Here is a 15,599-nt window from a genome sequence, read left to right on the forward strand (position 1 = left end):
TAAATATTTTTAATATTAGCGTGCTCTGGAATCATTTAGGCAAATATTCTAAAGTACTAACACTATTTGAAAGGTACAATTAATTATAAAAATGTATGGTTTAATAAATTGTAAAAATAAGGGATTATATAAGGAGGAGGGTGCTAAGTTGAAGATACAGAATTTATCGAAGATATTTGAGTCTATAACTATGCCATTATTTATTTATGGCGCAGATATCAATGTAATTCATGAAACATGTGATCAGTTATTTCAGAATCATAATATATCTGAAAGAATACAGTTAGAATTAGAATCTATTTCAGAAATAAAGACTTTGATTAACTTTTTGAACTCTACCCCAATTTATAGTAATCGTAAAATGATATTGCTCAAAAATGCTCAAAAATGGAGCAAAAATGTTAAATCCGCGCTTCTGAAAAGTTTAGAAGAATATCCGCAATATAATCAGATAATTATCACATCAACCTCAATTCTAGATTTAACAATTATGTCTAGGTGCTATAAGTTTCATATTCAAAATACCTCTGATACTGATAAGATTTCAATAGAAAGCATAACAATTCAAAATATAATGAGCATTTCTGATCCAACAGTGCTATTTCTTTTTGTAAAACAGCATTTGTATAAAGTAATTGAGAATCACAACATTCAGTTACTTGCTTATGTTGAGAATTTATGGGATAAGGTGAATGAGACTTACGGTTGGTTTAGAAAAGGAGAAATAGCATCACAAAATTGTATTCAGATTATGTCAAATCTGATTTTAGATCATTTAAATCAGATAAACAATTTATAACTGCACCAATATATTATGTTAATGGAGCTCCTCATTTGGGACATTTATATACTTCTATTGCTGTAGATATTCTACATAGGTTCATGTCTATTTTTGGTGAATCTTACTTCTCTATTGGAACAGATGAACATGGGCAGAAAGTAGAGCAATCTGCACAGAAAAATAATTGTGAAGTGCAAAAATATGTTGATGATATGTATGCACCATTTCACCAATTAATGAAAGTTGCAAATATTCAATATGATTCATTTATTAGAACTAGCTCAGAAAAACACAAAAGTAATGTGCTGCATTTTTGGAATAAACTACTAGATAGTGGAGACACTTATGAAGATTCATATAAAGGTTGGTATGCTACTCGTGATGAACAATTTTACGCTGAAGATGAAGTGGAAGATCGCTATATAAAGAACTCTAAAAGGAAAGTTGCCAAAATATCTGGGAGTCCAGTGGAGTGGATGGAAGAAAAATGCACATTTTTCAAGCTATCAAAGTATAATGATGAATTGTTAGATTATTATAAAAAAAATAAGAGTCTAATTGGGCCAAATGCTAGGTACAATGAAGTGATTGGTATGTTAGAAGCTAGAATTCCAGATTTAGCTATTACGAGATCTAGATTTTCTTGGGGAATTAGCTGTGGTAATGGGCAAGTAATTTATGTTTGGGTCGACGCATTATCAAATTATATTACAGCAATGGGAGATAATGTAGATTATTGGATTAATGATATGATCCATATTATTGGGAAAGATATTTTGAAATTTCATGCTATATATTGGCCAGCTTTACTTTTATCAACAGGATACCCAATGCCTAAAAGGATATATGCTCATGGGTGGTGGACAGTTAATGAAGATAAAATGTCGAAATCATTAGGAAATGTTGTTGAGCCATTTGATTTGATAGAGAAATATGGGATTGATCCAGTACGTTATTGTATTATGCGAGAAATGAGTTTTGGGCAAGATGGAGATTTCTCACATGATAGAATGAAAAATAGAGTAAATACAGAATTGGTTAATGTTATTGGAAATTTGGTTCAACGTGTTCTAGCATTTACTTGGAAGGAATTTGGAGAAACTTTAACTATAAATGATTTGGAAGATCAGGATTTGGAATTGCTTAAAAATTGGGATGAATGCTTAGAAAATTCGTTTGAAGCAATGAAAAAGCAACAAATTCATGTGTATTTAGAAGAAGTGAGAAAAGTGATTGTAAAAACCAATCAGTATATAGACTTTACTGCGCCATGGAAATGTGAATCAGAAGAAAAAAAGAGAATACTAGCAGTTGGAATTGAATGCATAAAGAGGTTGGCTTTGATTATATATCCTGTAATGCCTGGATCTTCTGAGAAAATTCTAGAAATGATAGGGTGTGATTGTAAAATATCAAATTGGTTCGTGCCTTTGCAACAGAAGGCGCTAGATAAACCATCAGGATTATTTAACCGTATATAATATTCAGCAATTATTTAATGAACCATCTATTGGTGGATCTGAACTTAATAAATAGCGGGTTCATGGATCATGCTTAATTTCAATGTTGTTTTTAATAGATTAAAAAACATTATTTTGCATTTCCAAGATTTGATTGATATCTCAATTAATAGATTTAAATGGATAGAATTCTCATAGTAATTACAATTATTTAGATTGGTTTCTATTGAATTGGAAGATTGTATATGCATTATTAATTTTCTAATTATGCCATAATAAGCTAGATTTTAGGTTTATATCATCTTTTTTTCTCATACTATGATTTATTGCTTATGTAGTCATATCGCTATGCACCTATTTTGCCTATATTATTTTTGACTTTATTCCTACAACTCATATTGTGTTTTGCTTTGATTATGTTGAATAATTCATATTGTGCTTATGTATTTTTCTGTGATTTTGATGAATAATAGGTTTAATATGTTTATTGAGGAGTTAAAATGAGTGAAATTTATAAACAAAAGGGAGTGCTAGCTGATCATGAGATTAGGGATTTAGCACTTAATCATGATATGATTTCTCCATTTGTTGATGAAAATAGAGGAAATGGGATTATTTCATATGGAGTTTCTTCATATGGGTATGATGCACGTGTTGGGGATGAATTTAAAATTTTTACTAACGTTAATAATAGTATAGTGGATCCAAAGAATTTTAATGAAGATAATTTTGTATCTAAAAAAGGAGATTATTGTATAATTCCTCCAAACAGTTTTATGTTATGTAGAACAGTAGAGTATTTCAAGATTCCATCAGATGTAATAGTAGTTTGCTTAGGTAAATCTACATATGCTAGATGTGGGATTATTGTAAATGTAACTCCACTTGAACCAGGATGGGAAGGGCATGTGACACTAGAGTTCTCAAATACCACTCCATTACCTGCAAAAATTTATGCTAATGAAGGAGCATGTCAATTTATATTTGTAAGATCTACTCCATGTAATACAACTTATAAAGATAGATCTGGTAAATATATGCACCAAATCGAAATAACCCCTCCTATTGTTAAATAAAATCTCTAACTTTAGTTATTTTATTGAGTGTTCTAAAAATCTTATTCAGCATTTTCAAATCTTAATTATTTCACGGAAATTTTATGAGTTCATTTTGATTTGATAATGTAATACAATGTAGTTTGGTTTAATGAAGTTTAGCAACTCATTCTACTTAATTACGAATTATTACTATGGTTTCCACTATATTAAAGTTATCGCTAATATATCAAAATTTCAAACATGTGTGATTTGCATTGTTCAGTAATTTCTACTTATAAAATTATGTTACAAACAAACTACAGTTTTATGTATATTATGACCATATGTAATAAATAACAATATAATATATGAATAAAGTATTATAGAGGTAAGTATATGTAGATACTATGAGCAAAATACAACTATAATCAAAGTCACCATATATTTTTCTAGGTAATATATGTATTGATCTTTAAATATTTCTTTTAACGAAACATTCAGTGCCTCGATGAGGGCTTTACATGCATAACTTTTTGATAGTTTTATGAGTTATCATTTGTAAGTAACTGATTCATTGAATTTTCGATACTTTCATCTTCTGAATGAATAAATGCCGTGCTTAGCCCAGACATCATTAATACTGTTAATATTCTTTTCGCATCTTGCTTCATATATAAATAATAAAACAGATGCATTAATTAACTATAAACAATATTACTTAGTTTTATTTGTTTCTTTTGCATCATTAAAATGCTTTTTGTAAGAATCAGGGAAAGTGACTTTTGGTACTTCTTTCTCTGGAACAAATATTGTTTCTTTAGTTTTTGGGTTGGTTTTTTTTCCAGCTGCTCTTGTTTTTACATCAAATTTTAAGAATCCTGTCCATGATATCATTTCATCTTTAAGCATAGTTTCAGTGATGACATCTTTGAATGCCTCAAGAAATTGCTTCGCTTGAGCAATATTGATCTGCAAGTTTGCTGCTATTTTTTTTTGTAAATCGCTGTAATTCATGTTATTCCTCCTAAGAATTAGTATAACTTTAGGTATCATACACCAAAGTTATGTTTTTAAAAAGAGATTTTTATTTTTTTTATTAATAATGTAAGCCAAAATTCATATTTCTTGTGCTTTCATGCTTAAAAACGGTGGATAAAAGTAAAAATTAATGTAAATTTAAATTATTTTTCTTTGTTTTTTTGTTTTGCAATTCTTCTAATTCTTTCAGCTTTTTTTCTTGCTTTTTCTTCTGATGGCTTCAATCTATATTTTCTATTTTTCCATTCACTGAAAACACCATTTCTTTGTCCATATTTTTTTAACTCTCTCATTGCTCTACTAACATCATTATTAATAACATTTACTGTAATCATCTTAACAACCTCCACTTTTAGAAAATTCTAACATATTATACATTTTAATTCAAAATGGAATGTAAATTTTTAGTGATTTTTGCATTTATGATAAAAGAACGAGCTAAATTAGTAGGTGATTAATTATATAAATATATTTCAATTGTACAATTCCTTTAAGCATCAAGCATATATATTGATCATAATTGCTGTATTTAAAACATAAATCTAACATGTATTATATTAGTTGGTAAATTTTAATCGCTCACCAATTCTTTTATAATAATTCTAATTAATTAAACACCTTAGTAAATTATATATTTATTAGGTTGCAATTTAAGCGTATTAATATAAAAGTATGAAGCGCAAACAAATTGTGGAAAATGATATATGAAGAAAATAAAAAAAAGATGAAAAGGGTGTTGACAATTTTTGGCATATGAAGGAAGATACATCTGTTGGACGAAAGAAGTCTATTTAAAAAGTGTTTTTTGAAAGATAGCAAGCTAGCTGATAAGGATAGCCAAGTAAATACTTTAAAGTATTATTGCTTGGGACTCTGTTTTAACTTGAGAGTTTGATCCTGGCTCAGAACGAACGCTGGCGGCGCGCTTAACACATGCAAGTCGAACGGAGTTATGTTTTCGGACATAACTTAGTGGCAAACGGGTGAGTAATACATGAGAATTTACCTTTTGGAAGGGGATAGTTTTTGGAAACGAAAAGTAATACCCTATAATCTCTTTAGATTGGTTTTTAAAGAGCAAAGATTTATCGCCATTAGAGAAGCTCATGCCCGATTAGGTAGTTGGTAGGGTAAAAGCCTACCAAGCCTTTGATCGGTAGTTGGTCTTAGAGGATGATCAGCCACACTGGGATTGAGATACGGCCCAGACTCCTACGGGAGGCAGCAGTGGGGAATATTGGACAATGGGGGGAACCCTGATCCAGCGATGCCGCGTGAATGATGAAGGTTTTTATAAATTGTAAAATTCTTTTACTCATGAAGATAATGACGGTAATGAGAGAAAAAGCTCCGGCAAACTTCGTGCCAGCAGCCGCGGTAATACGAGGGGAGCGAGCGTTGTTCGGATTGACTGGGCGTAAAGGGTGCGTAGGCTGTTTTTTAAGTGAGATGTGAAAGCCCTGGGCTTAACTCAGGAAGTGCATTTCATACTGGAAAACTAGAGATCAGAAGAGGAAATGGGAATTCCTGGTGTAGAGGTGAAATTCGTTGATACCAGGAGGAACACCAAAGGCGAAGGCAAATTTCTGGGCTGAATCTGACGTTGAGGCACGAAAGCGTGGGTAGCAAACAGGATTAGATACCCTGGTAGTCCACGCCCTAAACGATGAGTGCTAGATATTGGGCATATATGATGTTCGGTGTCATAGCTAACGCATTAAGCACTCCGCCTGGGGAGTACGGTCGCAAGACTAAAACTCAAAGGAATTGACGGGGGCCCGCACAAGCGGTGGAGCATGTGGTTTAATTCGATGTTCCGCGAAAAACCTTACCAGCTTTTGACATGCAAGTTTTGAATGAATGAAAGTTCGTTCTTCAGTTTGGCTGGACTTGTACAGGTGCTGCATGGCTGTCGTCAGCTCGTGTCGTGAGATGTTGGGTTAAGTCCCGCAACGAGCGCAACCCTTGTCGTTATTTGCCAATAGATTTATTTCTAGGAACTTTAACGAGACTGCCGATGTTGAGTCGGAGGAAGGTGAGGATGACGTCAAGTCCTCATGGCCCTTATAAGCTGGGCTACACATGTGCTACAATGGCAACTACAATGAGATGCGATAGGGTGACCTGGAGCTAATCTATAAAAGTTGTCTCAGTTCGGATAGAAGTCTGCAACTCGACTTCTTGAAGTCGGAATCGCTAGTAATCGCAGATCAGAACGCTGCGGTGAATACGTTCACGGGCCTTGTACACACCGCCCGTCAAGCCACGGGAATTGGCTTTGCCTGAAAGTGATTAGTTAACCCTTTGGGAGACGATCAAATACGGTAGAGTTGGTGACTGGGGTTAAGTCGTAACAAGGTAGCCGTAGGAGAACCTGCGGCTGGATCACCTCCTTTCTAGGGATTATACCCTATTTATACTTACAGCTAGCGTGTTATCTTTCAAAAAAATAGGGCTGGTAGCTCAGTTGGTTAGAGCGCACGCTTGATAAGCGTGAGGTCGGAGGTTCGAGTCCTCCTCGGCCCATTATGGGGGTGTAGCTCAATAGGGAGAGCGCATGCTTTGCACGCATGAGGTAGTCGGTTCGAATCCGACCATCTCCATTTTTCTGTCCATTTAAAAAGTATAAAATTAATACAATTCTCAAATTTAATGATTGTTAATTTAGTAAATATAACATTCATTGAGTAAGAATCAAACGCGAAAGGGTGTTTGGTGGATGCCTTGGCATTAAGAGGCTATGAAGGACGTGATAGGCTGCGATAAGCTATGGGGAGGTGTCAATAACCTTTGATCCATAGATTTCCGAATGGGGGAACCCGTTGCAATGCAACATTGTTTATTGAATACATAGATAAACAAAGCTAACCTGGTGAACTGAAACATCTAAGTAATCAGAGGAAAAGAAATCAATTGAGACTTCGTTAGTAGCGGCGAGCGAAAACGAACCAGCCCAGTATTTTAAGCTTTTAAACCAGAATATTTTGGAAAAAATAACAAGATAGGTGATAGTCCTGTATGGGTAGATAAAAGTTTAATTTCTTGAGTAGAGCGGGACACGTGTTATCTTGCTTGAATATGGGGGGACCACCCTCCAAGGCTAAGTACTACTTAATGACCGATAGTGAACAAGTACCGTGAGGGAAAGGTGAAAAGAACCCCGGAAGGGGAGTGAAATAGATCTGAAACCAAATACTTACAAGCAGTCGAAGCAAAGTTTTTCTTTGTGACGGCGTACCTTTTGCATAATGAGCCAGCGAGTTTATCTTTTGAGCAAGCTTAAGTCGTTAGACGTAGGCGTAGCGAAAGCGAGTCTGAATAGGGCGTTTAGTTTAGAGGATAAGACCCGAAACCGAGTGATCTAGCTATGAGCAGGCTGAAGGTGTGGTGATACACACTGGAGGGCCGAACCATATCACGTTGCAATGTGTGTGGATGACTTGTTGCTAGGGGTGAAAGGCTAATCAAACTCGGAAATAGCTGGTTCTCCGCGAAATCTATTGAGGTAGAGCGTCATGATTATCTTTTTGGGGTAGAGCTCTGAATAGGCTAGGGGGGAGAAATCTTTACCAAACCTAATCAAACTACGAATACGAAAAGTTATTTTATGGCAAGACAGACTTAGGGTGCTAAGATCCTAGGTCAAGAGGGAAAGAGCCCAGATCACCGTCTAAGGTCCCCAAATACAACTAAGTGGTTAAGGAGGTGAAAAAACCAAGACAGTCAGGAGGTTGGCTTAGAAGCAGTCATCCTTTAAAGAAAGCGTAATAGCTCACTGATCTATTAGTTTTTTTGCGCCGAAAATGTAACGGGGCTAAAGTTGTATACCGAAGACGTGGGTGCTTTAAATTTAGTTTATTAAGATTTTTTCTTTGTAGACTTTTTTTAGAGCGCGGTAGCGGAGCGTTCTGTAAGCCTGTGAAGGTGTAGGCGTGAGCCTTACTGGAGGTATCAGAAGTGAGAAAGCTGGCATGAGTAGCATAAAAAAATGTGAGAAACATTTTCGCTGAAAGTCCAAGGTTTCCTACGCAAGGGTTGTCCGCGTAGGGTTAGTCGGCCCCTAAGGCGAGGGCATTTGCCGTAGTCGATGGGAATCAGGCTTGGAAATTATTCCAAGGTAAAAACAATATTCCTGAACCTGCTGAATGTGACGGAGTGAACGTAAAGTAAATCTTTATTGGATTAGGTTTGCTTTGCTTAGCTTCCAGGAAATAGCATCAGTTTATAGACCGTACCCCAAACCGAAACAGGTGGACTGGTAGAGTATACTAAAGCGTTTGAGAGAATGGTGTTGAAGGAACTCGGCAAATTGATCTCGTAACTTCGGAATAAGAGATACCTTAATTTGGGAAACCAGATTAAGGTGGCACATAAGAGGGAGTGGCGACTGTTTATCTAAAACACAGGGCTCTGCAAAAATCAAAATTGATGTATAGAGTCTGACGCCTGCCCGGTGCTGGAAGGTTAATAGGATTTGTTCACGCAATGAATAGAAGCCCCAGTAAACGGCGGCCGTAACCATGACGGTCCTAAGGTAGCGAAATTCCTTGTCAGGTAAATTCTGACCTGCATGAATGGCGTAACGACTGCTCCGCTGTCTCCAACACCAACTCAGTGAAGTTGAATGCTCCGTGAAAATGCGGAGTACCCATAGTTAGACGGATAGACCCCGTGCACCTTTACTACAGCTTTACATTGGCAAGATAATTATCATGTGTAGGATAGACGGTAGCTTTTGAAGCGTGAGCGCTAGCTTGCGTGGAGGCACCCTTGAAATACCGTCCTTGATATTTGTTTTTCCTAACCTCTTCTGTGATCCAGGTGAGGGAAAGTGTATGGTGGGTAGTTTGACTGGGGCGGTCGCCTCCTAAAGAGTAACGGAGGCGTACAAAGGTAGGTTCAAGTTGTTTGGAAAGCAACTGTTGAGTGCAATGGCATAAGCCTGCTTGACTGCGAGACATACATGTCGAGCAGAGACGAAAGTCGGTCATAGTGACCCGGTGGTTCTGTGTGGAAGGGCCATCGATCAACGGATAAAAGGTACGCCGGGGATAACAGGCTAATCTCTCCCAAGAGTTCACATCGACGGGGAGGTTTGGCACCTCGATGTCGGCTCATCACATCCCGGGGCTGGAGAAGGTCCCAAGGGTTTGGCTGTTCGCCAATTAAAGTGGTACGCGAGCTGGGTTCAGAACGTCGTGAGACAGTTCGGTCCCTATCTGCTATGGGCGTGTGGAAAATTGAGAGGAGCTGCTCCTAGTACGAGAGGACCGGAGTGGACATATCACTGGTGTTCCAGTTGTCGTGCCAACGGCAATGCTGGGTAGCTACAGTATGGACCAGATAACCGCTGAAAGCATCTAAGCGGGAAGCTGACCTCAAGATTAGTTTTCCCTATGAGGGTCGTGGAAGATAACCACGTTGATAGGCTGGGTGTGGAAGTCAAGTAATTGATGAAGCTGACCAGTACTAATACTCCATTGGTTTGATTCTTGCGCAATGTTTGTTATATATACATGTATTAATTTTATATCTTATCTATTTTCTTTTCTTCAAATATAGTTTTTTTTAGTATAGTAAGATGATTGTGATTTATGGTTTTTTATTAAATATTATTTTAGTAGAATGCTAATTTATCACTGCATTAGTTCTTATTTAACCTTTTGTTTAAAAATATAAGATAGAAGCAATTGATAGGAAGAAGCTAAGTTTATGAGTAGAATTTATACCCAATTGAATAGAAAGCGACTGAATTTTGATCAGATTGAAAGCTTTGCTCGATATGCATTTATGCTATTTTTTATGATAAAACATCAGTTAGTTTATTTAAAAGTGAGAATTCACTTATAAAGGAAAAACAATACTTTATTACTCTATATAAACAAGCCATATTCATTTGAGTTATTGATATAAATTATGCTTTTAATGATGATATCAAGTATGTAGATTAAAACCACTTTAATAAACTTTATATGGCCAATATACAATTTTTATTTTGCTTTTATAATTATATATATAGTGACTAAGTTATGTTTATATATAGTGAGTTGTATTAATATGCTTTTATAATAATATGTTCAAATAAAACAGTTAAATTCATATATCTGCATGTATAATTGATTTATGCGTTTATATTATTAAATCTTCCAATTGAATTCTGATATTTTATTTAAAACATCTTCAGATAAATTTATTTTCCCAACAATTATAGGATTTTCTTGTGAGAAATGCAGCATTACTTTAGTGCCTTTGCTTTGTGTCAAATCATCTTGTATGGTTTTATATAAACTTAGTAAATTAGCCTTATTATCGATTGTAAATATAATTTGCTCTATTGTTAATAAAAATTGTTCAAATGATTGTACAGTATTAGAAATGATGAATTTTGCTTTATCTTCTCCAGTAATACAAATTTTTTGATTAACAAATTTTGATAGTGAATCCTGTTTTTCTCTTGAAATAAAACGCCAAATACCAAATGGATCTGATGCTATACAAATTGAATATGCATCTCCGTTTGGGCTTTTTTTGCTAATTACTTTTTCTAATTTACCAATTCCAGTAATATGCTCTTCTTTGCTTTCTCGTTGAGAAATCCATTCTATATTCATTTTTCTTGTGTCTAATTTTGATAATGGATGCCCTGTAATATATATTCCTAATGCTTCATATTCATATTGAGATTTTGTTTCTTCATCCCACTCTTCTGCTTGTTCATTAGTTTCAAATAACAATGCAGGAGATTGGTAATCTTTATTTCTTTTTTCCCATACTAATGCTCGATTTTTTTCTAATGAATCAAATGCTCCAGATTTGATTAAATTTTCTAGAGATTTCTTACTAATACTAGTTCTTTTAAAAAAATCATCAATATTATGAAATGGTTTATTTGCAATAATATTTTTTATACAGTTAATGCTTACATTCTTTATAGCACTAAGTCCGAATCTAATCTCCTTACCTTCTATTGTAAAAATTTCATGTGATTTATTTATATCTGGTAATAAAGTATTGATTTTCATTCTTTTACCTTCATAAATAAATTCTGCTAATTTTTCTGTATTGTTTTTTTCTAATATCATTGAAGATACGATGAACTGTATAGGGTGATTCGCTTTTAAATAAGCTGATTGATATCCTATTAACGCGTAAGGAGTAGCGTGAGCTTTAACAAACGCGTATCGAGCAAAACTTTCAATTTGATCAAATAATTCAGTCGCTTTTTCTTCATTTGATTTCATTTGACTACAAATTCTACTCACAAACTCCGATTTTAGCTTTTTCATCTCTTCTGGCTTCTTCTTACCAATTGCTCTTCTCATTAGATCAGCCTCTTGCATTGAATATCCAGCCATATTTCGAGCAATTTCTAGTACTTGTTCTTGATATACTAATACACCATAAGTTGATTTTAGTGTTGCTTCCATTTCAGGAAACAGATAGTTTATTGGTAGAACTCCATGTTTTCGCTTGATGAAAGTAGGGATGTTTTCCATTGGTCCAGGCCTATATAGTGATATGACAGCAATTAAGTCTTCAAACACCTCTGGTTTTAATCCAACCACAGCTTCAGTCATTCCCTTACTTTCAAATTGGAAAATTCCTACAGTATGCCCATTTCGGAATATATTTAGAGTATGGTCATCATCTATTGGTATATTATTTATATCAAAATCAGGGTGGTTGTTTTTGACTAGTTTTTCTGTATCACTAATTATTGTTAATGCAGTTAATCCTAGCAAATCGAATTTTACTAATCCAGCATCTTCAATATGGTTCAAAGAAAATTGAGTGACAGTTAAGTTATGCTCTCTATATAGTGGCAAGTAGTTATATAATGGCTCCTTACCAATCACAATTCCTGCCGCATGTATCGAGGCATGCCTATGTAATCCCTCAATTTTTAAGCTGAGCTCAAACATTTTTTTGACTCCATCATTTTGTTGCATTTCTTGATCTAAGTCATCATTGTTTTCCATGAATTTATTTAAGCTTAGGTTTGTTCCTTGAATCACAGGAATTGCTTTTGAGTATCTATCAACAACAGGGTAGGGTACTTGCAAGATTCGACCGACATCCCTTAAAACACCTTTAGATTGTAATGATCCAAATGTTATGATGTGTGCTACGTTATCTTTCCCATATTTATCAATAATGTAATTTACAACTTTTCCTCTGCCTTTTGGGCAAAAGTCTATATCAAAATCAGGCATGCTTACTCGTCCAGGGTTAAGGAATCTTTCAAATACCAATCCAAAATTCAATGGGTCAATTGCAGTGATTCCTATACAATATGCAACTAGTGATCCTGCTCCAGATCCACGACCAGGCCCAACAGGAACACCATTTTCTTTTGCCCAATTTATGAAATCTGCAACAATAAGGAAATACCCATCAAAACCCATCTTATTGATTACACCTAATTCAAATTCTAGTCGTTTCTTATACGTTTCTAAATCATTGATATGATTCTTTGAATTCTGCTTATTACTACTTTTTTCTAAATTAACCTTTGTTGCTAATCCTTCGAATGCTTTATGATGTAAATATTCTTGCTCAGTCATTCCTTCTGGAATTGGTGAGAAATTAGGTAATTCAGGCTTCTTCTTTTTTAATAAAAATGAGCATTTTTTTGCAAATAAAAATGTGTTTTCTAGAGGGGTAGGCCAATCACTATATAGTTCTTCCATTTCTTCTGAAGATGGTAAGTGAAGCTCTTGATTGAAGTCTTCATCAAAATATTTCCCATTTTTAATACATGTAAGTGCATGGTATGCTTGATTTTGCTCTTTTTTCATACACCTAATATCAGGTATAGCAACAATTGGTGTTGAGCATATGCTTGACATATAGCATGCATCATACTCATCTGTATCTCGATTTTTAATCCCTACTGCCCAGTTTCCATAAAAATATTTTTCCATATTTTTAACACATTCCTGGATTTGATCTTGATCACATATCTGTCCTGGAATTGCAATAGCCATCAACCCATCTGCATTCTGAAAATCATCCCAATATACAGATGGCTCTTTATCTCTATAGCTATTACTTATGATTTTACATAGATTTTTATACCCAATTTGATTCTTGCAATAAACTAGGATTTGATATTTGCCATTCAAATTAAGCTCACATCCAGTAATGGGTTTGACTCCACTATTTGCTAGATTTTCATTGTAATCCATGGTTCCAAACATATTATGCTGATCAACAATTCCAAATTCCTTGAATTGATCTTGGTTCTTTAATTCTGATATTCTGATAGAGCTTTGCAGTAAAGAATATGATGTTCTAATCCCTAATGGAATGTAACTAGGCATTGATTCTCCTTATCGAAGATAGATTGCCTTTTTTGAAATAATATTCACTATCAAACATATGATTCCATTTTTTATTATGTGTTACACAGATTATTGCAGTTTTGTTTTTCCTAGCAATTCTAATGCATAAATGCATTATTTTATCTCCAGTTTCATCATCTAAATTACCTGTTGGTTCATCTGCTAGAATAAGCTTCGGGTTATGTACAAAAGCTCTGGCCAACCCAACTCTTTGTTGCTCTCCTCCAGATATTTGTGTTACAGAAGCTTTTATATGTTTCTCTAGCCCAACATCACACAACCATCTTTCTGCCGCTTCATAAGCGTTTTTTCTGCCAATGCCTTGCAAAATCAATGGCATGGCTACATTTTCTCTTACAGATAAATCTTTCCATAGCATATGAGATTGAAAAATATACCCTATGTTTCTTCTGAACTTAAATAATTTTTTTGTCTTGTTTAAACTTTCATCCATAAACGTTACTACCCCACTTTGTGGATAAGCTATTAATCCTGCTATATGTAGGAAAGTAGATTTACCTGAACCTGATTTACCTTCGATCACAGCTAGTTCGCCCTGGTTTAATTCAAAATTTAAGTTTTCTATAATGTTTTCATTTTTATCATACCCAAATGAAATGTTTTTGAACTGTAAAAGCATTAGTTTAACCCTTTAATGATATCTACTTTATTAGATTGGCGAGCAATATTCATAAGTATAATCATCATGATTATAAATGATATTGATACAATTAATAGAAGGTCTGACATGAATATTTTAGGGTGAAATTCAGAAAAACCAAATGATTCTTGATGCACCATTGTATATCCATATGTTTTATGTATAAATCCATATATTTTTGGGAATGCATATACAAGAGATAATCCAAATATCAAACCAAAAGCTATACTCCCAATGCTGATAAATAGTCCTAAATATGCAAAAAGAGAGAAAATCTGCAATTTGCTTGCTCCAAATGATTTTAACAGACTAATATCTTGAACTCTTTCAGAAATCAATATCCATAAACTATTTGTGCTTTGTAACATACAACAAAAGATAAACATTCCTATAAATACTGCTAAGATTATATTCTGCATATTAAACATTTGCCTTAAAGATGGGTTTGTATCCTTCCATGTCCATATAGAATAAGATTTTCCAGATAAGTCGTATAAATCTTGCTGGATATTATCAATGTTTTCAGGATTGTTTGTATAGAATAGGTATTGGCTTTGCTCGAACCCTAATGAGTATTTATCCAAACTATTTCCTATTACAAAAATTACATTTTTATCAAAAGAATGAAATCCCAATTTGAATATAGAGCTAACTTTTACATCAAGTGGTTTGATCGAAATTTTACTAGATAATACGCCATATGGAATAAATAGCTTTGCAATTGAATTAGGTGATAATCTGAAATTTTGAGCCAATTTCTCACCAACCATAATAATAGGGGTTTTAGGTGAAGGTTTGATTTTATCAGATTTATTAACCCATTTGTCTTGCACAATGTAATCGCAATTTTCTCGACTGATCCCAATAATTTTCACACCTTGAGTTTCGTTATTATGTGATAATATTCCTTGTTTCTCACTGACCTTAATATGATGTTTATACCAACTCTTTTTTTTGATTAAATGTATTTTTTTATCAAGAGAATTAGAGTATACATCCATATGCCCATATATATGTAATATTCGTTCTAAAACAGAATTTTGAAAGCCATTCATAATAGATATTGAAGTAATTAAAGTTCCAATACTAACACCGATACTAATAATAGTGATCCATATCACTTTTCTTTGAGTTCTTAAAGAGAGAAAAAAGTATTTCAGAGCTAAGATTATCATTAACATTAGGATACAATTTTTAGGATATATCTGGTAGTGGTTATGATCAATAATTAGCTAGAAAAACTACGATAGAGAGCATTAGTTAGGAAAAGATATGGTG

The 15,599-nt window shown here is 34.2% G+C and carries 9 protein-coding genes, 2 tRNA genes and 2 rRNA genes; 7 read left to right on the plus strand and 6 right to left on the minus strand.

Annotated elements, in window-relative coordinates; genetic code table 11:
• Positions 1–91: 91 nt before the first annotated feature.
• The 3 genes from FZC34_RS00370 to dcd all read left to right on the plus strand — a co-directional run bounded on the left by FZC34_RS00370 (position 92) and on the right by dcd (position 3,317).
• Complete coding sequence (locus FZC34_RS00370) at positions 92–799, plus strand: hypothetical protein (RefSeq protein WP_148971496.1); 708 nt, start codon at positions 92–94, stop codon at positions 797–799.
• Positions 739–2,262: a methionine--tRNA ligase gene (metG, locus tag FZC34_RS00375; protein ID WP_187440049.1), complete on the plus strand. Its 1,524-nt coding sequence runs from the start codon at positions 739–741 to the stop codon at positions 2,260–2,262. Before FZC34_RS00370 ends, metG begins: the two co-directional genes overlap by 61 nt.
• 479 nt (positions 2,263–2,741) lie before the next feature.
• Positions 2,742–3,317 (plus strand): dCTP deaminase, encoded by a 576-nt coding sequence (gene dcd, locus FZC34_RS00380; RefSeq protein WP_148971498.1) that lies wholly within the window; start codon positions 2,742–2,744, stop codon positions 3,315–3,317.
• Between the two features lie 503 nt (positions 3,318–3,820).
• Here the strand turns inward: dcd and FZC34_RS02840 are convergent.
• From FZC34_RS02840 to rpsU, 3 genes are all read right to left on the minus strand, one after another.
• Positions 3,821–3,949 (minus strand): hypothetical protein, encoded by a 129-nt coding sequence (locus FZC34_RS02840; protein ID WP_281284192.1) that lies wholly within the window; start codon positions 3,947–3,949, stop codon positions 3,821–3,823.
• A 43-nt stretch (positions 3,950–3,992) separates the two neighbouring features.
• Entirely contained in the window at positions 3,993–4,292 is a 300-nt protein-coding gene (locus FZC34_RS00385; RefSeq protein ID WP_187440050.1) for an HU family DNA-binding protein, read from the minus strand.
• Between the two features lie 167 nt (positions 4,293–4,459).
• Complete coding sequence (gene rpsU / locus FZC34_RS00390) at positions 4,460–4,651, minus strand: 30S ribosomal protein S21 (protein ID WP_246119069.1); 192 nt, start codon at positions 4,649–4,651, stop codon at positions 4,460–4,462.
• Positions 4,652–5,195: 544 nt separating this feature from the next.
• Between rpsU and FZC34_RS00395 the strand changes: the two genes are divergently transcribed.
• From FZC34_RS00395 to FZC34_RS00410, 4 genes are all read left to right on the plus strand, one after another.
• Positions 5,196–6,712: ribosomal RNA gene (locus FZC34_RS00395) — 16S ribosomal RNA — on the plus strand.
• A 56-nt stretch (positions 6,713–6,768) separates the two neighbouring features.
• Positions 6,769–6,842, plus strand: a tRNA-Ile gene (locus FZC34_RS00400).
• Positions 6,843–6,846: 4 nt separating this feature from the next.
• A tRNA-Ala gene (locus tag FZC34_RS00405) sits at positions 6,847–6,919 on the plus strand.
• A gap of 89 nt (positions 6,920–7,008) precedes the next feature.
• Positions 7,009–9,809, plus strand: a 23S ribosomal RNA gene (locus FZC34_RS00410).
• The 16S and 23S rRNA genes sit together here with 2 tRNA genes alongside, the layout of an rRNA operon.
• Before the next feature lie 644 nt (positions 9,810–10,453).
• On the opposite strand, the gene FZC34_RS00415 is transcribed toward FZC34_RS00410, so the two are convergent.
• From FZC34_RS00415 to FZC34_RS00425, 3 genes are read right to left on the minus strand one after another with little or no spacing between them, the layout of a single operon-like run.
• Positions 10,454–13,639 carry a DNA polymerase III subunit alpha gene (locus FZC34_RS00415; protein ID WP_148971500.1) on the minus strand — a complete coding sequence of 1,062 codons (3,186 nt, stop codon included), beginning with the start codon at positions 13,637–13,639 and terminating at the stop codon, positions 10,454–10,456.
• Positions 13,632–14,300 (minus strand): ABC transporter ATP-binding protein, encoded by a 669-nt coding sequence (locus FZC34_RS00420; protein ID WP_148971501.1) that lies wholly within the window; start codon positions 14,298–14,300, stop codon positions 13,632–13,634. Before FZC34_RS00420 ends, FZC34_RS00415 begins: the two co-directional genes overlap by 8 nt.
• A complete protein-coding gene (locus tag FZC34_RS00425) occupies positions 14,300–15,376 on the minus strand; it encodes an ABC transporter permease (protein WP_187440051.1) in 1,077 nt (358 codons plus the stop codon). The genes FZC34_RS00420 and FZC34_RS00425 overlap by 1 nt, the downstream gene beginning before the upstream one ends.
• Positions 15,377–15,599: the final 223 nt, after the last annotated feature.

Source organism: Candidatus Cytomitobacter primus (assembly GCF_008189405.1).
Classification (GTDB): Bacteria; Pseudomonadota; Alphaproteobacteria; order CAJXXZ01; family 1604HC; genus Cytomitobacter; species Cytomitobacter primus.

Bases quoted from the DNA above. Each gene is read 5' to 3' on its own strand.
- FZC34_RS00370 (WP_148971496.1), top strand. From the start codon at position 92: ATGTATGGTTTAATAAATTGTAAAAATAAGGGATTATATAAGGAGGAG.
- dcd (WP_148971498.1), top strand. From the start codon at position 2,742: ATGAGTGAAATTTATAAACAAAAGGGAGTGCTAGCTGATCATGAGATT.
- FZC34_RS02840 (WP_281284192.1), bottom strand. From the start codon at position 3,949: ATGAAGCAAGATGCGAAAAGAATATTAACAGTATTAATGATGTCTGGG.
- FZC34_RS00385 (WP_187440050.1), bottom strand. From the start codon at position 4,292: ATGAATTACAGCGATTTACAAAAAAAAATAGCAGCAAACTTGCAGATC.
- rpsU (WP_246119069.1), bottom strand. From the start codon at position 4,651: ATGATTACAGTAAATGTTATTAATAATGATGTTAGTAGAGCAATGAGA.
- FZC34_RS00415 (WP_148971500.1), bottom strand. From the start codon at position 13,639: ATGCCTAGTTACATTCCATTAGGGATTAGAACATCATATTCTTTACTG.
- FZC34_RS00420 (WP_148971501.1), bottom strand. From the start codon at position 14,300: ATGCTTTTACAGTTCAAAAACATTTCATTTGGGTATGATAAAAATGAA.
- FZC34_RS00425 (WP_187440051.1), bottom strand. From the start codon at position 15,376: ATGAATGGCTTTCAAAATTCTGTTTTAGAACGAATATTACATATATAT.